The following is an 18,170-nucleotide window of genomic DNA, read 5'->3' as shown; positions in this document are numbered from 1 at the left end:
TGATCACCTCAGGCGTAAGGGCTACCATCCTCTCGTGTCCCTTACCTTCACCCTCGACCCCGCCGTCACCCCGACCCTGCGCGACGGCCTCCTCGACCTGTGGGCGGACGTCACCAACGCGGGCGGCGCCGTCGGCTTCGTGCCGCCGGTGACGCGGGAGGAGATCCGGCCCGAGGTGGTCCGGTACCTCGCGCAGCTGGCCGAGGGCCGTACCCGGCTGCTCGTCGGGCACGACGAGTCCGGGCAGCTCGCCGCGACCGTGTTCCTCACCTTCAACACGCACCGGCTGATGACGCACTGGCTGTGGCTGTACACGGTGATGGTGCACCCCCGGCACCAGGGCAGGGGCTACGGCCGCGACCTGCTGGCCGCCGCCGCGGACGCGGCCCGCACCTTCGACGGCATCGAGGCGGTACGCCTCACCTGCCGGGGCGGCCTGGGCCTGGAGGACTTCTACGGCTCCTGCGGATACAAGGAGGTCGGCCGCGTCCCCGGCGCGATACGCGTGGCGCCGGGCGACGAACGGGACGACATCACCATGCTGCTGCCGCTGCGCTGACGGGGCCGAGGGGGGCACCACCCCCCTCCAAGATCCGCGGCCCGGCGTGCTTCACTGGACGACGGCCCCTTTTGGAATCGGAAGAGTGGATTGAGATGCTCCGCTACACGTTGATGCGCCTCGGTGTCTTCGCAGGCTGCCTCGTGGCCGTCTGGGGGCTCGTCTACTTCGGTGTGGTCCCGCGCGGCCTCGGCTCCTCCAACGGCATGTGGATCATCCTGCTCGCGATGGTGATCTCCGCCCCGATCAGCTTCGTGGCGTTGCGCAAGGAGCGCGACCGCGCCTCGGAGACGGTCGTGCGCCGGGTGGACCGGATGAAGGCCGGCCTGGCGGCCAACCGCGCGCAGGAGGACGAGGCCGTGGACGCCGCCCACGGCCAGGTCCGGGCCCAGGAGCAGACGTCGTAAGGGAGTTGGGCCCGGCCGGCCCTCGCCGGAGGGCCGCTGCCGGATCCGGCCGTCGGGTCGCGGGGCCTGCTGCGCGCACCCCCTAGGCTGACCCCATGGGTGCCGTGAAGACCAAGCGGATGCCGCGGGCGGTCCGTGAGCAGCAGATGCTGGACGCAGCCGTGGAGATCTTCGGGCGGCGGGGGTACATGGCCGCGTCGATGGACGAGATCGCCGAACTGGCGGGCGTGTCCAAGCCGTTGGTCTATCTGTACCTGAACTCCAAGGAAGACCTGTTCACCGCCTGCATCCGGCGCGAGGCCAAGGCCCTCGTCGAGGCGGTGCGCGCGGGAGTCCACACCGGCCTGTCCGCCGACCGCCAGCTCTGGGACGGTCTGCTGGCGTTCTTCGCGCACACCGGCGAGCACCCGCACGCCTGGTCCGTGCTGCACCTCCAGGCCCGCACCCACGGCGAGCCGTTCGCCGCCGAGGTCGCGGCGATGCGCGCGGAGATCGTCGCGTTCGTCACCCAGCTGATCGTCGTCGCCGCCCGGGACGCGCACCGCGACCCCGACCTCCCCGAACGCGAGGTCGCCGGTCTCGCCGAGGCCCTGGTCGGCGCCGCCGAGTCGCTCGCCGCCTGGGCCAACGTCACCGACGGCGTCACGGCCCGCCAGGCGGCGGCGACGCTGATGAACTTCGCCTGGGCGGGGCTGGGGAACCTCATGGCCGGCCGGCCATGGTCACCGCCGGAGGCGTAGCCCATTGCCGCGGGCCCGGCCCCTGGTCAACCGAGCCGGTCCACCCGCCCGCTCACGTGCACCCGCCCCGCGTCCCCCGCCCCCCGCAGCTCGAACCGGCTCCCGTCCGCGGCGAAGGCCACCGTCGCCGGCAGCGGCACCGGTGCCCGGAACTCCGTGCGGATCCGCGCCGCCGGCGGGGTGCCGTGGGCGGCGAGGCAGCGGGCCGCGGTCCACATGCCGTGGGCGATGGCGCGCGGGAAGCCGAAGAGGCGGGCGGTGAGCGGGTACAGGTGGATGGGGTTGCGGTCGCCGGAGGCGGCACCGTAGCGGCGGCCCACGTCACCGGCGAGCCGCCACTCGTCGAGGACGGGCAGGGGGTCCGGCACGCGCCGTACGGGCTGCTCGGCCGAGGGCGTCCCGCTCGTGCGGTGCCGGGCCAGGTACGCGCTGGTCGACTCCCACACCGTCTCGCCCACGTCCCGCAGTTCGGTGACGACGCGGGCCTCGGTGCCGCGCCGGTGCGGGACCAGTCGGTCGACGTACACGGTGAGTTCGTAGGTGCCGGTGGCCGGCAGGGGCCGGTGGCGGGTGATCTCGATCGACGTGTGGACGAGGCCGAGCAGGGGCAGCGGGAAGGCCCGGTCGCTCATCAGCCGCATGGCCAGCGGGAAGCCGAGGACGTGCGGATAGGTGACCGGCAGACAGTCCTCGCCGGTGGGGAAGCCGCAGACCCGCTCGTAGGCGGCCAGCCGGGCCAGGTCGACCCGCAGGCCCGGCAGGAGCAGACGGGTCCGCGGGTGGCCGGCGTCCGGGCGCGGGCGCTTGAACGGGGACAGCAGGGCGCCGCGCGCGAGGAGCGGGCCGAGCGCGGGCGGGCTCGTCAGCGTCGGCATCACGCCCCCAGCAGGCTCTGGCCGCACACCCGCACGACCTGCCCGTTGACCGCCCCGGAGTCCGGACGGGCGAGCCAGGCCGTCGTCTCGGCGACGTCGACGGGCAGCCCGCCCTGGGCGAGGGAGTTCATCCGGCGTCCCGCCTCCCGGATGAACAGCGGCACCGCGGCCGTCATCCGCGTCTCGATGAAGCCCGGCGCGACCGCGTTCACCGTCACCCCGTGCTCGGCGAGCGCGCGGGGCGCGAGGGCGCGGACCAGTCCGGCGACGCCCGCCTTGCTCGCCCCGTAGTTCGTCTGGCCCGCGTTCCCCGCGAGCCCGGCGATGGAGGCGGTGGCCACGATGCGCCCGCCCGGCCGCAGGGCGCCCTTGGCGAGCAGCGCGTCGGTGGTCCGCAGCACGCTCGCGAGGTTGACGTCGAGCACCGCACTCCAGCGCTCGGCGGGCATGTTGACCAGCCGGCGGTCGCGGGTGATGCCCGCGTTGTGGACCAGCACGTCGAGCCCGTCGGGGAGTTCGGCGGCGATGCGCTCGCCCGCGTCGGCGGCCGTGATGTCGAGGGAGAGGGCGAGGGCACCGCCGCCGAGCCGTTCGGCGACCCCGCGGGCGTCCGCCTCGGCCTGCGGTACGTCGAGGACGACGACCCGGGCGCCGTCCCGGGCCAGGGTCCGCGCGACCGCCTCGCCGATGCCCCGGGCGCCGCCGGTGACGAGGGCGGTGCGGCCGGCGAGGGGGCGGTCCGGGTCGGCGCGGTCCCCGGCCGGCCCCGCGCCCACCCCGATCACCTGGCCGCTGACGTAGGCCGACTTGGGGGAGAGCAGGAAGCGCAGGGTGGACTCGGCGGCGGCCGCGTCGGTCAGGCGGACCAGGTTCACCGTCCTGCCCCGGCCGATCTCCTTGCCCAGGGAGCGTGTGAAGCCCTCCAGGGCCTGCTGTACGGCGGCCTGGTGGTGGTCGTCGGGGTCGAGGGGCGCGCCCAGCAGCACGACCCGCCCGCTCTCCGCGACGGACCGCACCACGGGATGCAGCAGGGCGTGCACCTCGGCGAGGGTGTCCACGTCCCGCACGCCGGTGGCGTCGAGGACGACGGCGGCCGGATCCGACGCGGCGGCCTCCGGCCCCGTGCGGGCCAGGACGGCGGCGAGGTCGAGGCGGGACGTCCCGGCCGTCAGGTGCAGCAGGCCGCCCGGCAGGGAGGACTGTGCGGGCGACCAGCGCCTGAGCACCGCCGGTTGCGGCAGGCCGAGCCGTCGGGTGAGGAAGCGGCCGGGTGCGGTGGCGGTGAAGCTCAGATAGCGGTCGGCCACGTCCAACTCCTGGGTGCCTGCTGTTCCGGTGGCTGTGTCGGTGTCGTGCTCCGGGGCGGGTCCGGGGCATGCCCCGGGTTCTTACCCCGTCTCCTTACTCTGGAGTAAGGTTACCGGCGGTAAGTCTATGCCACAGGTGAGGAGCAGGTCGAGATGAGCCCCCTGAAACGGCCGGAGGCCCGTCGCGTCGCGGTCGTCGGCGGCAGCCGCGTCCCCTTCGCCCGCTCCGACGGCCCGTACGCCACCGCCTCCAACCAGGAACTGCTCACGGCGGCGGTCGACGGACTGGCCACCCGCTACGGACTCGACGTGCCCGGCTCCGTGGGCGAACTGGTCGCCGGCGCCGTCCTCAAGCACAGCCGCGACTTCAACCTCGCCCGCGAGACCGTCCTCGGCTCGAAGCTGGACGCGCGCACCCCGGCGTACGACATCCAGCAGGCCTGCGGCACCGGGCTCCAGGCCGTCGTCGCCGCCGCCAACAAGATCGCCCTCGGCCAGACCGAGTCGGCCGTCGCGGGCGGCGCCGACACCGCCAGCGACGCCCCGCTGGGCGTCAACGACCGCCTGCGCCGCATCCTCCTCGAAGCCCGCAGGGCCAGGTCCACCGGCGCCCGCCTGAAGGCCCTCGCGCAGGTGCGCCCCTCCCACCTGATCCCCGACATCCCGCGCAACGCCGAGCCGCGCACCGGCCTGTCCATGGGGGAACACGCGGCGGTCACCGCCCGCGCCCGGGGCATCGGCCGCGCGGCGCAGGACGAACTGGCGGCGACCAGTCACCAACGGCTGGCGGCCGCCTACGAGCGCGGCTTCTTCCAGGATCTCGTCGTCCCCTTCCGCGGCCTCGCCCGCGACCAGAACCTGCGCCCCGACTCGACGGCGGAGAAACTCGCGCGGCTGAAGCCCGTGTTCGGCCTCGACGCCCCCGGCCCGACGATGACGGCGGGCAACTCGACGCCGCTGACGGACGGCGCGGCCGTGGTGCTCCTGGCCTCGCAGGAGTGGGCCGAAGCGCGGGGCCTGGAACCGCTGGCCTACCTGACCGCCTACGAGACGGCGGCCGTGGACTTCGTGCGCGGTGACGTCGCCGGCGGCGAGGACGGGCTGCTGATGGCGCCCGCCCACGCCGTGCCGCGCATGCTGGAGCGGGCCGGTCTCGGCATCGAGGACTTCGACCTGGTCGAGATCCACGAGGCGTTCGCCTCCCAGGTGCTGGCGACGCTGGAGGCCTGGGAGAAGCGGGGGCTGGCGCCGGTCGCCCGGGACCGCCTGAACGTGGCGGGCTCGTCCCTGGCGACCGGCCACCCCTTCGCGGCGACCGGCGCCCGGATCGTGGCCACCCTCGCCAAGCTGCTCGCCGAGCGGGAGGGGCCGTCGCGCGGCCTGATCTCGGTGTGCGCGGCCGGAGGGCAGGGGGTGACGGCGATCCTTGAGCGGCCGTGACGGTCCGGTGTGCACCCGGCGGGTCAAGGCGGGGTCAACGAAACGTCAAATCGCTGCCCCACCAGGGAGGTTGGCGCACCCGAGCGAACGTGAGCGCATTTCACACAACCCCCGACGTTGCACATCCCCGACCCCGGACCATCCCCGAAAACGCACAGCCTCCCCACGCGAACGCCGTACGATCCGCTACCTAACCGGTGGTAACCCCATTCTTCGGGTCCAACCGGTGAACGCCTCGGCATGCGAGGCACGTATCTCATGCAGCAAGCAGTGCCTCAGGCTGCACGCCCAGGGAGCCGCCCGTGTCCACCCCGTACCCCGCCTCCACCGATTTCTACGACGCTCCCCCCGCCCTGGTGGAACCCGAGACGCGGCGACTGGACGGGGCCGTACGGGAGGCGTCCGTACCGGCCTTCGCGCGGCCGGTGACCTACGGGTCGCTCGCCGACCTGCCCTTCGAGAACGCGGAGGCGGCCCCCGACGCGGTGGTCCTCAGCCGCAAGTCGCAGGACGGCCGGTGGACGGACGTGACGGCGCGGGAGTTCGCCGCCCAGGTGCACGCCGTGGCCAAGGGGCTGATAGCCGAGGGTCTGATGCCGGGCGACCGGATCGCCATCATGGCCCGTACGACGTACGAGTGGACGCTGCTCGACTTCGCCGCCTGGGCGGCCGGCCTGGTCACCGTCCCCGTCTACCCCACCTCCTCCGTCTTCCAGGTCCGCTGGATCCTCCAGGACTCCGGCGCGGTCGCCCTGGTCACCGAGACGGTCTCCCAGGCGGCGGCCGTCGGCCCCGAACGCGACCGGCTGCCCGACCTCCACCACGTATGGGTGATGGAGAAGGGCCACGTGGAGCGCCTCGCCGAGCTGGGCGAGCACACCCCCGACGCCGAGGTCGACGTCCGCCGGGGGATGCTGGTCCCCGACACCCTCGCGACCCTGATCTACACCTCCGGCACCACGGGCCGCCCCAAGGGCTGCGCCCTCACCCACGGCAACTTCTTCGCCGAGGTCGACAACGCGATCGAACTCCTCTATCCGGTCTTCAAGTCGGACACCGAGGACCTCTCCGTCCTCCTCTTCCTCCCCATGTCCCACGTCTTCGGCCGGATGGTCGCCATCGCCTGCGTCCGCGCCCGCGTCCGCCTCGGCCACGCCCCGAGCCTCAAGGCCGAGGACCTCCTGCCGGACCTGGCCGCGTTCAGACCCACCTGCCTCCTGGCGATCCCCTACATGCTGGAGAAGATCTTCAACGGGGCCCGCGCGAAGGCGGAGGCGGGCGGCCGGCTCTCCACCTTCGACCGCGCGGCGAACACGGCCATCCGCTACGGCGAGGCGGTCGAGGCGCAGAAGACCGCCACCGGCTCCGGCCCCGGCGCCGCCCTCCGCGCCGCCCGCACCTTCTACGACCCGCTGGTCTACCGCCGTATCCGCAACGCCATGGGCGGCCGCGTCCGCCACGCCATCTGCGGCGGCTCCCCGCTGGGCCGCCGCCTGGCCGCGTTCTACCTGGGCGCCGGCATCGAGATCTACGAGGGCTACGGCCTCACGGAGACCACGGGCGCGTCGACGGTCACCCCGCCGCTGAAGCCCCGCCTGGGCACGGTCGGCTGGCCCCTGCCCGGCACGAAGATCCGCATCGCGGCGGACGGCGAGATCCTCATCGCCGGCGACCACGTCCTGCGCGGCTACTGGGACCCGGCGGCCGGCGGCGTCGTCCCCGCCGCCCCCGACGGCTGGCTCGCCACCGGCGACCTCGGCGAACTCGACGACGAGGGCTATCTGACCATCACCGGCCGCAAGAAGGAGATGATCATCACGGCGGGCGGCAAGAGCGTCGCCCCCGCCCCGCTGGAGAACTGGCTGCGCTCCCACCCTCTGATCTCCCAGGCCATCGTCCTCGGCGACGGCCGCCCCTACGTCTCCGCCCTCATCACCCTCGACCCCGACGGTCTCACCCACTGGCGCCAGATGAACCGCAAGCACCCGGTACCGCCGGAGCTGCTGATCGGCGACGAGGAGCTGAACGCCGTCCTCCAGCGGGCCGTGGACGAGGCCAACAAACTCGTCTCGCGCCCCGAGTCCATCCGGCGATTCGCCGTCCTGCCCCGGGACTTCAGCGAGCAGGAGGGCCACCTCACCCCGTCCATGAAACTGCGGCGCGAGGTGATCATGCGGGACTTCGCGGACGCGGTGGAGGGACTGTACGCGCGGTAAAGGGCTCGCGTGGCGCGGTGCGGCGGGCGAGGATGCCGCTCGTGAACGGCATCCTCAACCGCGTCGAGTTCTTCCACTACCCCTGGGCCGACAACCCGGCCGACAACCCGGCGCACCTCCTCTGGGGCATCCGGATCGACGGCACCGACCTGCGCGCGTACGCGGCGGACGCGACGCGTGGCCTGTGGTGGGCGGAGCTGGAGGGGGAGTTCGAGGACGACGAGAAGGAGATCGAGGAGCACGTCCGGGACCAGCACGGCGGCCTGCCCGTGCGCGAGTTCGAGGACCGGCCGGACCACTTCCTGGCCCCCGCCGACGCCACGCCCCTCCTCGGCTGCCCGTGCGGCATCTGGGGCTGCTGGCCCCTCATGGCCCGCGTCACCGCGACCCCCACGACGATCACCTGGTCGTCCTTCCGCCAGCCGTACCGGGAGGAGTGGGGAGAGCTGCGGATCGGCCCGTTCACCTTCGACCGCACGGCGTTCGAGGCGGCGCTACTGGACGCCGCCTCGGTCCCGGGGCACTGAATCACGCCCTCGCGGCGGCGTACGTGACGAAGTCGGCCCAGGCGGTGGGGGAGAGGGCGAGGTGGGGGCCGTCCGTGTCCTTGGAGTCACGGACGTGGATGGTGGCGGGGCAGGCGGCCACCTCCAGGCATTCGCCGCCTTCGCCACCGCTGTACGTCGACTTGCGCCAGGTGTAGGCGGTTTCCACACAATCGCCACCCTCGCCGTCGCTGTAGCTGGACTTGAACCAGGTGAGGTTCTCGCTGTTCATAGCTCCTCCAGCTTCTTTTCGATCAACCTGCGGGTCTCCGTGGGCGAGAGAGCCATCGCCCGCATGATCCCATAGCGTTCGGCGATCTTCCTGACCTCTTCTGGGTCGGTAATAAGCCGGGGGTAGCCCTGTGCCTCCGTGTATGCCACCTGTGGATGCTTCTTGGGGGTCAGTAGGTTGAACGCGCTGCCCAGGTTGGGGTGGTCCTCCACCCTGGTCGGCATCACCTGAATCTCGACGCTCCGCATGGTGCTGACCATCAGCAAACGCTGCAACTGGGCCGTGTGAACCTCTCGTCCGCCGATCGGTCGCTCCAGTACAACTTCCTCGATCACATAGCTCACGACCGGCGCAGGCCAGCGTTCGAAGATCTGCTGGCGTGTGATCCGATCGGCGACACGCTTCTCGATCGTCTCCTCGCTCAGCAAGGGACGCCGTTTCGCGAACACGGCGTGCGCGTGCTCAGGCGTCTGAAGAAGCCCGTGCACTGCGTGGTTTGAGTAGTGGTGCAGCTCAACTGCCTCCGCCTCCAAGGCTGCGTACCCCCGATACCACTCCGGATGCCTAGTCCGAACCCGCCCCATCGCCTCCCGAACCTCGGGAATCGCCTGCCTGAACAGCCCGCCGGCGTCCAGCAAGCCATCCGCCTGTTCCAACACCTCAGGGCGGATGATTCGCACCCCCCTCTCCATGGAGGAGATCGCATCGGGCCCGTATCCGACCAGTTGCCCGAACTCCCTCTGGGTCAGCCCCTTCCGCTCCCTCAGAAGTTTCAGCATCTTGCCCAGCGCCGTGAACAACCCCGTCGTCCCGTCGGACTCCGCCGGTGTCTCCGGCCTCCGCTCCCGTTCGTCCTTCATGCCACCCCACCGCCTTCACGTCCCTGTGGTCACGACCGACGACCCGTACGGACACCCGATCGCAGCCGTACGGCTACGGAGAGTCGCCAAGTCGCCCCTGGCCAGCGTAGATACAACGGACCAGGCTCAGTCGGGTGAACTCCGAAATCTCCACCCAGATCTCCACCCCCCTCGGGGAACTGACCCTGCGCCTCAGCTCGACGCCCCGGGGCGCCCGCCTCGCCCGGCGGCTCACGGCGCAGCAGCTCGACGCGTGGGGTTACCCGCACGACGGCGAGGCGAGCGACATCGCCCAGCACGTCGTCGCGGAGCTGGCCGCCAATGCCGTCACGCACGGCAGGGTGCCGGGGCGGGACTTCGAACTGCGTCTGCTGCTGCTCCCGGGGGGCACGCTGCGGGTCGAGGTGAGTGACGCGCGGGGGGACCGGAGGCTGCGGATCGTGACGGACGCGGACGCGGAGGGCGGCCGGGGGCTGATCCTCGTGGCCGTCCTGGCCCGTACCTGGGGCGTCGCGGAGCGGGAGGTCGGCAAGACGGTGTGGGCCGAACTGCCGCTCAGCCCGCCGGAACGGCCCGCCTACGCTACTGGGGTGCTGACCTCCACGACGACCCGTCCGCTCCCGACGAAGGGAACCTGACCATGGCTGAGGACGATGCGGTCGCCCGAGCCGAGGCGCTGCTGCGGGAGTTGGGTGCGGGCGCGCTGGCCCATCCCGGCGGCACCCTCCTCGCCCACCTGCGCCGCGTGCGCTCCCGGCTCGCGGGCTGGCAGGCCCGTCCCGCCCTCCAGCTCGCCGGTCTCTGCCACGCCTTCTACGGCACCGACGGTTTCCCCACCGCCCTGCTCCCGCCGGCCCGCCGCAGCGAACTGGCCGACGTCATCGGCCGGGAGGCCGAGGCGATCGTGTACCTGTACGCGAGCTGGGACCGGGCGGCCGGCTATCCGACGCCCGCCGAACCCCAGGCCCGCTTCCGCGACCGCTTCACGGGCACCCGGCAGCTCCCGGCCCCACACCTGCTCCGCGACTTCGCCGACCTCACCGCCGCCAACGAACTCGACCTCGCCGACCACGACCCCGCCTTCCGCGACCGGTACGGCCCGGATCTCCTCGCCCTCTTCACCCGCCTCCGCCCACTGCTGAGCGAGGCCGCCTGGGACGACTGCCGACGGGTTCTCGCCGCCGAGGAGCCCCGGGAGCCGTGAAGGAGTTGACACATGGCGCTGCTCGCGCAGCCGGGTGGCTGCGCGAGCAGCGGGTGTGATGACCGGGTACCGCTTGGAGAAGCCGCCCTTGGCTTCGAGAATCGCCAAGTTGCGCCAGGCCGCATTCGGAACACCGCCGCGATCGTGCTGTGGGGGAAAAGCTGAGCGGTGTCGCGGCACTAGGCGGGCCTGCGGGCGATGAGGTAGGCCTGGGGGGCGCTCTCGTCGCGATCCGGTTCCGGCTCGCGAACCGTCCGGACACGGACGTCGAAACCGGCCGCTGCCAGCAGCTCGGCCATCCGCTCCGGCCTGCGCCGCTGGAAGTCCAGTGCCACCGGGTGGCCCCAGGGCCGGTCGAGGTGGCGGGGCTCGTCGCCGACCTGGAAGGCGAGGAGCAGATGCCCGCCCGGGGTCAGGACGCGGTGGAACTCGGCGAAGAGGGCGGGGAGTTCGTCCACCGGAGTGTGGATGGAGGAGTACCAGGAGACGACCCCGTCGAGCGAGCCGTCCGCGTGCCCTTCCAGCTTCAGCATCGAGCCGCGCTCGAACCGGATCCCCGGGTTCTCGCGGCGCGCGATCGCGAGCATCGACTCCGAGAGGTCGAGGCCGGACACCGACAGGCCGAGCGAAGCGAGGAGACCCGTGATCCCGCCCGGCCCGCAGCCCAGGTCGGCCACCCGCCCGCCCGTGCCGACCAGTTCGGCGTACACGGTGAGGACGGCCCGGTCCATCGGGTCGGCCGCATGCGCGTCGCGGAAGTGGTCGGCGTAGTCGTCGGCGATGGCGTCGTAGAAGGCGCGGGTGGCGGTGAGGTGGTCGGCGTGGGTCATGGCCGGAGCCTACTCAGGACGCTCCTCGCTCCGGCGCCCCTCTCGCCGCGCACGGGCGGCGAGGGCGGCGCCGCTGGCCGTGCCGGGCTTTTCATGCCACGCCCAGCGCCCGCAGCCCCGCCGTCGTCAGCGCGGCGCCCAGCACCACCACCGCGAACGGCGCCCGCCGCCACGCCAGTACGGCACCCACCAGCACCCCGGCCGGCCGGGCCCACCCGGCGAAGCCGCCGGCCTCGGTCAGCGCGCCCGTCGCCAGCAGCGCGACCAGCAGGACCACCGCACCCGCCGACAGCAACCCGCGGACCCGGGCGGGCAGTTCGACCCGCCCGTGCAGCGCGGGCCCGACCAGCCGGAAGGCGTACGTCCCCACCGCCAGGACCAGGATCACGGCGGCCGACGCACTCATACGGCGGCCCCCTCACGGCCGTACAGAAACAGCCCGGCGAGCGCCAGCAGCACCGGCACCCCGGCGGGGACGACGGGGGTCGCCGCCAGGGCGAGGAGTGCGCCGAGGGCCGCCGAGCGCCGTAGGGGCCGGTCCTCGCGGAGGGCGGGGAGGACCAGGGCCACCAGCACGGCGGGGAAGGCGGCGTCCAGGCCGTAGGTGGCGGTGTCGCCGAGGGCGGTGCCGGCGAGCGCTCCGGCCAGGACGCCCGCGTTCCACACGGCGAACAGGCCGAGCCCGGAGATCCAGAAGGCGGCGCGGCGGCGGGCCGGGTCCGGCTGTGCGAGGGCGAAGGCCACGGTCTCGTCGGTCACGAGGTGCGCGCCGAGGAGCCGGGCCGCGCGGCCGGGACCGAGGAGTTCGGCGACGGCGAGGCTGAAGGCGACCGTACGCGTGTTGAGGAGCAGACCGGTGGCCGCGGCGGCGAACGGCCCGCCCCCGGCCAGCAGCACGCCGACCGCGCTGAACTGCGCGGAGCCCGCGTACACCACCAGCGACATCACCACCGGCACCCAGACCGGCAGGCCGCCCGCGACGGAGATCGCGCCGAAGGAGACACCGACCACTCCACTGGCGAGCCAGACGAGGGAGCTGTCCCGGACGAGCGCTGTGCGAGCCTGGCGGGGAGTACGGGATGTTCGTTGTGGCGAACGCATGTTTTCTACAATGAACAGAGCCGACCGTGTTCGTCAAACCGAACGATCGTACCGTTGGAGCGAACGACATGTCCGATGTCCCCTCCCGCCTCCCCCTCGACTGGATCGCCGCCTCCCTGCGGCGCGAGCGCACCCGGGCCGGGCTGTCCCTGTCCGAGCTGGCCAAACGGGCCGGCATCGCGAAGTCCACGCTGTCGCAGCTGGAAGCGGCGAGCGGGAATCCGAGCATGGAGACGATCTGGGCGCTGGGTGTCGCGCTGGGGGTGCCGTTCAGCGCACTGGTGGAGCCGCCGGCGCCGGCCGTCCGGGTGATCCGGGCGGGGGAGGGACCCGCGGTCGCCTCGGAACAGGCGCCGTACGTGGCGACCCTGCTGTCGGCCAGCCCGCCGGGCGCCCGGCGGGACCTCTACCACCTGCGGGCCGAGCCGGGGGCCGCCCGGGTGTCGGAGCCGCACATCCCGGGCACGGTCGAGCATCTGATCGTGAGCACGGGGAGGGTCAAGGCGGGGCCGGCCGGGGAGACGGTGGAGCTGGAGCCCGGGGACTACATGACGTACCGGGGTGATGTGCCGCACTCGTACGAGGCGCTGGCGCCGGGGACGACCTTCGTGCTCGTCATGCAGCACGTGTGAGACGAGGCGGGGCACACGCGGGAGAGCGGAAGAGCGGAAGAGTTTGCCGGGAATTCACCGCCGAATGGCGGAAAGGGGGCCCGGGTGGCCGAAAGGGCTCGGGCGGCGGGAACGGACCGGGCGGCGGGAACGCCTCGGCCGGCCGAAAGGGCTCGGGCCCGGGAAAGGGGCCGTGCCGCGGAAAGGCAGGAGCCCCGGCCATGCGGCGCGGGGCTCCTTGGGTACTGCTCTCAGACTGCGATCACACGAGGTGTCACGATCACACGGGGGTGACGTTCTCCGCCTGCGGGCCCTTCGGGCCCTGGGTCACGTCGAAGGAGACCTGCTGGTTCTCCTCGAGGGAACGGAAACCCGAGGCGTTGATCGCGGAGTAGTGGACGAAGACGTCGGGGCCGCCGCCCTCCTGGGCGATGAAGCCAAAGCCCTTTTCGGCGTTGAACCACTTCACGGTTCCGGTAGCCATAAGCCCTCCTTGGGCCCAAAGGGTTGCCCTGCTCCAGAACCTGCAAGTGTGAAAACAGTGCTGCACAACTGCATACTTCTGAAAACGACGAGAGCCCGCGGTCACATGCTCCGCAGGCTCTGTACTGCAAGGGAAACCAAACTGCAACTTGCGGCGAGCCTAGCACGCGGGCAGCCGAAAGCAATAGAGGTCAAGATCACGTCACCCGAATGTTTGAACGTCGAGTCCGGTGGTTGACCCAGGGGGCGGAGTCCGCAGCGTACCCGGCGGGGTCTAGTCTCGCGATGTGGACATTTCTCGCACCCGGCCGCGTGTCGGCCACATCCAGTTCCTGAACTGCCTGCCCCTCTACTGGGGGCTCGCGAGAACCGGCACGCTCCTCGACTTCGAGCTGACCAAGGACACCCCGGAGAAGCTCAGCGAGCAGCTGGTGCGGGGAGACCTCGACATCGGTCCCATCACCCTCGTGGAGTTCCTGAGGAACGCGGACGACCTGGTCGCCTTCCCGGACATCGCCGTCGGCTGCGACGGCCCGGTGATGTCCTGCGTGATCGTCTCGCAGGTCCCGCTGGAGCGGCTGGACGGCGCCCGGGTCGCCCTCGGCTCCACCTCGCGCACCTCCGTGCGCCTGGCCCAACTGCTGCTCTCCGACCGCTTCGGCGTCCGGCCCGACTACTACACCTGCCCGCCCGACCTCAGCCTCATGATGCAGGAGGCGGAGGCGGGCGTCCTCATCGGCGACGCGGCGCTGCGGGCCAACCTGCTGGACGGGCCGAAGTACGGCCTGGAGGTGCACGACCTCGGGGCGCTCTGGAAGGAGTGGACCGGCCTGCCGTTCGTCTTCGCGGTCTGGGCCGCACGCCGCGACTACGTGGAACGCGAGCCGTTCATCACCCGCAAGGTCCACGAAGCCTTCCTCGACTCCCGCAACCTCTCCCTGGAGGAGGTCGGCAAGGTCGCCGAACAGGCGGCCCGCTGGGAGGCCTTCGACGAGCGGGTCCTGGAGGAGTACTTCACGACGCTCGACTTCCGCTTCGGGGGACCGCAACTGGAGGCGGTGACCGAGTTCGCCCGGCGGGTCGGGCCGACGACGGGCTTCCCGGCGGACGTGAAGGTGCGGCTGCTTCAGCCGTAGCGCCGTAGTCTGCCGGCGGGACGTACGGGGGAGGGATGGACGTCATGCAGCCGCTCGGAGCCGACGAACCCACCGGCGTGGGCCCCTACCGGCTGCTCGGCCGGCTCGGGTCCGGCGGGATGGGCCGCGTCTACCTGGGGCGCAGTGCCGGTGGCCGCACGGTCGCCGTGAAGATCGTGCACCCCCACCTCGCCCTCGACGAGGAGTTCCGCGCCCGCTTCCGGCGCGAGGTCGAGGCCGCCCGGCGGGTGGGCGGCGCCTGGACCGCGCCGGTGCTGGACGCCGACCCGGAGGCGGGCGTGCCCTGGGTCGCCACGGCGTACGCGGCCGGTCCCTCACTGGCGTCGGCGGTCGCCGGCGGCGGCGGACGCGCGGGTGGGGACGGAGGTGCGGGAGGGGGCGCACTGCCCGCGCACACGGTACGGGTGCTGGGGGCGGGGCTGGCGGAAGCGCTCGCGGCCGTCCACGAACTGGGGCTGGTGCACCGGGACGTCAAGCCGTCCAACATCCTGCTGACCGTCGACGGGCCCCTCCTCATCGACTTCGGCATCGCCCGGGCCACGGACGGCACGGCGTCACTGACGTCGACCGGGGTGTCCGTCGGCTCGCCCGGCTACATGGCCCCCGAGCAGATCCTCGGCAAGGGCGTCACGGGAGCGGCCGACGTCTTCTCCTTGGGGGCGGTGCTGGCGTACGCGGCGACCGGCGAGCCGCCGTTCCCCGGGGACTCCTCCGCTGCCCTTCTGTACAAGGTCGTCCACGAGGAGCCGGTGCTCGGGGAGTTGGACGGTGAGCTGCGGGAGGTGGCCGAGGCCTGCCTCGCGAAGGACCCGGGGGCCCGGCCGACCCCCGGGGAGGTCGCCCGGCGGCTCGCGCCTCAGGGGGCGGCGCGGCTGGTGGCGGGCGGGTGGCTGCCGGGGACGCTGGTGGAACAGGTGGGCCGCAGCGCCGTAGAACTGCTGAACCTCGAGGCGACGGGGGCGGGCCCGGTCTCCGGGCCGGTGGACTTCAGCAGTCCGTCGGTGACGGCGGGGCACCTCGGTTCGCCGCAGGCGCCGCCGACGCGGGCGCCGGCCACGGTGGGGGAGCCGGGGCCGCCGCGAACGCCGTCGACGGTGGGGGAGTCCGGGCCGCCGCGAACGTCGTCGACCGTCGGGGAGTTCGGGCCGCCGCCCGTGATGCCGGCTCCGGCGGACGCGGTTCCCGCGCCCCGGCGGGGCGGGGAGAGCAGGGAGCGGCCCGGAAAGGTCTCCGTGACCGTGGCGGCCGCCGCGACGCCCGGGGAGGGCGGACGCGGGCGGCGGCTGAGCTGCTCCGTCGCGCTGGCGGTCGCGGGAGCGATGGCCGCGGTGACGGTGGGGACGGTGTTCGTGCTCGACCTGCTGCCGGGGTCGTCCGGTGACGGCGGGAACGACGCCGCCGGCAGCGTGCCCTCCTCGGCCCCCACCGCCGGCCCGACCGCGGGCGAGGGCAGCACGCCCACCACCCTGCCCTCCGGTTACGTCGGCACCTGGGAGGGCCAGGGCAGCGGCCTGGACGGCAAGCTCCCCATGGGCACCTTCCGGGTGACGGTCCGCCAGGCGAAGGTGGGCGAGGAACTGGGGCAGCTGCGACAGACGGACCTGCTCGGCGGGGTCTGCCTCGACGTCCTGACCCTGAAGCAGGTGAAGCCGACCGAGGTCCTCGCCACGTCGGTCGGAGCGAAGACCAACCACGGCGGCTGCAACCCGACCCCCCACACCATCCACCTCACCCGCACCGGAGACGACCTCACCTACTCGTCGGACAGCACGGCGGAGGGCAAGCCGGTGGCGCGGATGTCGAGGGTCGGGTAGCGGGCTCCGGGGCGTCGGCCACCGCAGGGGTGTTCGGAACGCCCGGAAAGGGAGTGGGAGAGGATGCGAGACCCGAAGGCGACCCGTTTCCGGGCCCGTGACGGCTGGGGGATCGCCGGTGGCGTCCTCGTCGCCGCGCTCCTCCTGGTCGTCCTGCTGTCCGTGCTGGGCGTCCTGAAGCGGATCGTGCGGGCGACGGCCCCCCTGCTGGTGGACCTGCCCGGCGGAGGCTGGGCGGCCGGCGGTGTGCTCGGGCTGCTGTCCCTGGCCGGCTGGGCCGGCGGCGGGTGGTTCTCCGCCCGGGAACGAAAGCGGGCCCCCGGTACCCGTACGGGGCGAGCCGGGTTCGCGGTCGGGGGCGGGGTGTGCTGGACGGTGGGGTTCGGCGCGGCGATGTACGTCCTCGGCGCCCTGCCCGGCCGCAACTGCCGCTCCGGCGCCGCGATGTGCGCGTACATCCCGGGCACGGGCGGCGTCCTCCTGGCGTACGCGGCCACGGTGGCCGTCGGCGGCTGGCTCTGGTACCGCCGGTACCGGACGGCGACGGACACACACCGGGCCCAGGAGCGGGCCCGGCTGAAGAGGCTGCGCAAGAAGGGCAAGGGGAAGAGCCGCAGCGCGGTGCGGGCCCGTCAGGGACGCTGAGGCCCGAAGGGCGCGGCCCGGCATCCCGGTTGTTCGCGGGGTGTGGACGTTCCGGAGCGCGTGCCGCCGTACCCCGGTGGCAGTAGGCTCCATGCGCCCGAGCCCCGCCCCGGTAACGACCCTGCCCGCACCCGACCCAGGGCACCGCCATGGCGCGACACAGCACTTCACGCCCGACGGGAAGTCCGACGGGAAGTCCGACGGGAAGTCCGAGGGGTCCGGAATGAGCGAGGTCACACCGTTCGACGCCGTGCTGATCGCCGTCGCGGCGGTGTGGGGCGCGGTGACGGGGGCGCTGCTGCCACGGGCGGCCTACCGGTTCTCCGTGCCCCACGAGGAGGAGGACCGGGCCTCGGCCGGGGACCCGGGGCCGGTTGAGGATCCGGGGCCGGTCGAGGACCAGACGGCTGTCGGGGAACCGGCGGGCTGGCGGAGCACCTGTCCGAACGGGCACCCGCTCCGCGGCTGGACCGGCCCGGCCCGCTGCCGCGCGTGCGCCGGCACGGCCGCGTCGTACGGCCCTGGCACCCCCCTCCTCGCCACCCTCACCGCGCTCCTCTGCGTCACTCTCGCCCTCGCCACCGGCATCCGCCCCGAGCTGGCCGTCTGGCTGGTGCTCGCGCCCGTCGGCGTGCTGCTCGCGGTGGTCGACCTGCGGGTGCGGCGGCTGCCCGACCCGCTGACCCTCCCGCTCGCCGCCACCGCCCTGGCGCTGCTCGGTGTGGCCGCGCTGCTGCCCGAGCACGCCGGGGACTGGACGACCGCCCTGCTGGGCTCGGTCGCGCTGAGCGCCGGCTATCTCGTGCTGCACCTCCTCAACCCCGGCGGCATGGGCCTCGGAGACGTGAAACTGGCCCTCGGCGCGGGCGCCGCACTCGGCTGGTACGGCTGGGCCACCGTCATGCTGGGCACGTTCGCCGGGTTCCTGCTCGGCGCGCTGTACGGCGGCGCGCTCCTCGTCGCGGGCCGGGCCGGCCGCAAGACGGCGATCCCGTTCGGGCCGTTCCTGATCGCGGGCGCCTTCGTGGGGCTGCTGATCGGTGCGTACGCGGCCTGACACCCAGCAGCGGAAACGGCTGGCGTAGGCTGGTTCGGTCCGTGCGTCAACCCTTGACGATCCACACCCTTGACGAAAGGGACGCCC

The 18,170-nt window shown here is 73.0% G+C and carries 22 protein-coding genes; 14 read left to right on the top strand and 8 right to left on the bottom strand.

What is annotated here, in order from left to right; translation table 11 throughout:
* Nucleotides 1-34 precede the first annotated feature (34 nt).
* The 3 genes from ACF1A1_RS11415 to ACF1A1_RS11405 all read left to right on the top strand — a co-directional run bounded on the left by ACF1A1_RS11415 (nt 35) and on the right by ACF1A1_RS11405 (nt 1,706).
* A complete protein-coding gene (locus ACF1A1_RS11415; RefSeq protein WP_391998940.1) occupies nt 35-559 on the top strand; it encodes a GNAT family N-acetyltransferase in 525 nt (174 codons plus the stop codon).
* 95 nt (nt 560-654) lie between these two features.
* Nucleotides 655-966 (top strand): DUF4229 domain-containing protein, encoded by a 312-nt coding sequence (locus tag ACF1A1_RS11410; RefSeq protein WP_391998938.1) that lies wholly within the window; start codon nt 655-657, stop codon nt 964-966.
* A gap of 95 nt (nt 967-1,061) precedes the next feature.
* Nucleotides 1,062-1,706, top strand: a complete 645-nt coding sequence (locus ACF1A1_RS11405) for a TetR/AcrR family transcriptional regulator (protein WP_391998936.1) — start codon at nt 1,062-1,064, stop codon at nt 1,704-1,706.
* A 26-nt stretch (nt 1,707-1,732) separates the two neighbouring features.
* Here ACF1A1_RS11405 and ACF1A1_RS11400 read toward each other — a convergent pair whose 3' ends face one another.
* Together ACF1A1_RS11400 and ACF1A1_RS11395 are read right to left on the bottom strand one after the other, a co-directional pair.
* Nucleotides 1,733-2,581, bottom strand: a complete 849-nt coding sequence (locus tag ACF1A1_RS11400) for a MaoC/PaaZ C-terminal domain-containing protein (protein WP_391998934.1) — start codon at nt 2,579-2,581, stop codon at nt 1,733-1,735.
* Nucleotides 2,581-3,888, bottom strand: coding sequence for a 3-oxoacyl-ACP reductase (locus ACF1A1_RS11395; protein WP_391998932.1), 1,308 nt, complete (start codon nt 3,886-3,888; stop codon nt 2,581-2,583). Before ACF1A1_RS11395 ends, ACF1A1_RS11400 begins: the two co-directional genes overlap by 1 nt.
* Nucleotides 3,889-4,041: 153 nt before the next feature.
* Here ACF1A1_RS11395 and ACF1A1_RS11390 point away from each other — a divergent pair, with 153 nt between their 5' ends.
* From ACF1A1_RS11390 to ACF1A1_RS11380, 3 genes are all read left to right on the top strand, one after another.
* Entirely contained in the window at nt 4,042-5,328 is a 1,287-nt protein-coding gene (locus ACF1A1_RS11390; RefSeq protein ID WP_391998930.1) for an acetyl-CoA C-acetyltransferase, read from the top strand.
* Nucleotides 5,329-5,630: 302 nt separating this feature from the next.
* On the top strand, nt 5,631-7,544 hold the full coding sequence (locus ACF1A1_RS11385; protein ID WP_391998929.1) for an AMP-dependent synthetase/ligase: 1,914 nt from the start codon (nt 5,631-5,633) through the stop codon (nt 7,542-7,544).
* Nucleotides 7,545-7,585: 41 nt separating this feature from the next.
* A complete protein-coding gene (locus tag ACF1A1_RS11380; RefSeq protein WP_391998927.1) occupies nt 7,586-8,071 on the top strand; it encodes a hypothetical protein in 486 nt (161 codons plus the stop codon).
* Nucleotide 8,072: 1 nt separating this feature from the next.
* Here the strand turns inward: ACF1A1_RS11380 and ACF1A1_RS11375 are convergent, their stop codons facing one another.
* Nucleotides 8,073-8,321 (bottom strand): DUF397 domain-containing protein, encoded by a 249-nt coding sequence (locus tag ACF1A1_RS11375; protein ID WP_391998926.1) that lies wholly within the window; start codon nt 8,319-8,321, stop codon nt 8,073-8,075.
* Nucleotides 8,318-9,181: a helix-turn-helix domain-containing protein gene (locus ACF1A1_RS11370; protein WP_391998925.1), complete on the bottom strand. Its 864-nt coding sequence runs from the start codon at nt 9,179-9,181 to the stop codon at nt 8,318-8,320. The genes ACF1A1_RS11375 and ACF1A1_RS11370 overlap by 4 nt, the downstream gene beginning before the upstream one ends.
* 146 nt (nt 9,182-9,327) lie before the next feature.
* On the opposite strand from ACF1A1_RS11370, the gene ACF1A1_RS11365 reads away from it, so the two are divergent.
* Genes ACF1A1_RS11365 through ACF1A1_RS11355 form a run of 3 tightly spaced genes read left to right on the top strand, consistent with a single transcriptional unit; the run spans nt 9,328 to nt 10,550 of the window.
* Entirely contained in the window at nt 9,328-9,819 is a 492-nt protein-coding gene (locus ACF1A1_RS11365; protein WP_391999065.1) for an ATP-binding protein, read from the top strand.
* Between the two features lie 2 nt (nt 9,820-9,821).
* Nucleotides 9,822-10,385, top strand: coding sequence for a DUF6817 domain-containing protein (locus ACF1A1_RS11360; RefSeq protein WP_391998924.1), 564 nt, complete (start codon nt 9,822-9,824; stop codon nt 10,383-10,385).
* 12 nt (nt 10,386-10,397) lie between these two features.
* The gene (locus ACF1A1_RS11355) at nt 10,398-10,550 is read left to right on the top strand and encodes a hypothetical protein (RefSeq protein ID WP_391998923.1); all 153 of its coding nucleotides are present in this window, start codon (nt 10,398-10,400) and stop codon (nt 10,548-10,550) included.
* Between the two features lie 14 nt (nt 10,551-10,564).
* On the opposite strand, the gene ACF1A1_RS11350 is transcribed toward ACF1A1_RS11355, so the two are convergent.
* The 3 genes from ACF1A1_RS11350 to ACF1A1_RS11340 form a co-directional block, all read right to left on the bottom strand.
* Nucleotides 10,565-11,215: a class I SAM-dependent DNA methyltransferase gene (locus ACF1A1_RS11350; RefSeq protein ID WP_391998922.1), complete on the bottom strand. Its 651-nt coding sequence runs from the start codon at nt 11,213-11,215 to the stop codon at nt 10,565-10,567.
* A gap of 91 nt (nt 11,216-11,306) precedes the next feature.
* Nucleotides 11,307-11,621, bottom strand: coding sequence for an AzlD domain-containing protein (locus ACF1A1_RS11345; RefSeq protein WP_391998921.1), 315 nt, complete (start codon nt 11,619-11,621; stop codon nt 11,307-11,309).
* Entirely contained in the window at nt 11,618-12,316 is a 699-nt protein-coding gene (locus tag ACF1A1_RS11340; protein ID WP_391998920.1) for an AzlC family ABC transporter permease, read from the bottom strand. Before ACF1A1_RS11340 ends, ACF1A1_RS11345 begins: the two co-directional genes overlap by 4 nt.
* 68 nt (nt 12,317-12,384) lie before the next feature.
* On the opposite strand from ACF1A1_RS11340, the gene ACF1A1_RS11335 reads away from it, so the two are divergent.
* Nucleotides 12,385-12,948 (top strand): helix-turn-helix domain-containing protein, encoded by a 564-nt coding sequence (locus ACF1A1_RS11335; RefSeq protein ID WP_391998919.1) that lies wholly within the window; start codon nt 12,385-12,387, stop codon nt 12,946-12,948.
* 259 nt (nt 12,949-13,207) lie between these two features.
* Here the strand turns inward: ACF1A1_RS11335 and ACF1A1_RS11330 are convergent, their stop codons facing one another.
* Nucleotides 13,208-13,411, bottom strand: a complete 204-nt coding sequence (locus ACF1A1_RS11330; RefSeq protein WP_003992177.1) for a cold-shock protein — start codon at nt 13,409-13,411, stop codon at nt 13,208-13,210.
* Between the two features lie 286 nt (nt 13,412-13,697).
* Here ACF1A1_RS11330 and ACF1A1_RS11325 point away from each other — a divergent pair, with 286 nt between their 5' ends.
* The 4 genes from ACF1A1_RS11325 to ACF1A1_RS11310 all read left to right on the top strand — a co-directional run bounded on the left by ACF1A1_RS11325 (nt 13,698) and on the right by ACF1A1_RS11310 (nt 18,083).
* Nucleotides 13,698-14,546 carry a menaquinone biosynthetic enzyme MqnA/MqnD family protein gene (locus tag ACF1A1_RS11325; RefSeq protein WP_391998918.1) on the top strand — a complete coding sequence of 283 codons (849 nt, stop codon included), beginning with the start codon at nt 13,698-13,700 and terminating at the stop codon, nt 14,544-14,546.
* Between the two features lie 44 nt (nt 14,547-14,590).
* On the top strand, nt 14,591-16,381 hold the full coding sequence (locus tag ACF1A1_RS11320) for a protein kinase (protein WP_391998917.1): 1,791 nt from the start codon (nt 14,591-14,593) through the stop codon (nt 16,379-16,381).
* 63 nt (nt 16,382-16,444) lie between these two features.
* The gene (locus ACF1A1_RS11315) at nt 16,445-17,026 is read left to right on the top strand and encodes a hypothetical protein (RefSeq protein WP_391998916.1); all 582 of its coding nucleotides are present in this window, start codon (nt 16,445-16,447) and stop codon (nt 17,024-17,026) included.
* A 223-nt stretch (nt 17,027-17,249) separates the two neighbouring features.
* Entirely contained in the window at nt 17,250-18,083 is an 834-nt protein-coding gene (locus ACF1A1_RS11310; protein ID WP_391998915.1) for a prepilin peptidase, read from the top strand.
* Nucleotides 18,084-18,170: the final 87 nt, after the last annotated feature.

It is taken from the genome of Streptomyces sp. NPDC014995 (assembly GCF_043080745.1).
Taxonomy (GTDB): domain Bacteria; phylum Actinomycetota; class Actinomycetes; order Streptomycetales; family Streptomycetaceae; genus Streptomyces.
Note: the sequence above shows the minus strand (reverse complement) of the source record. Positions and strands in the feature narration are given on the sequence as shown.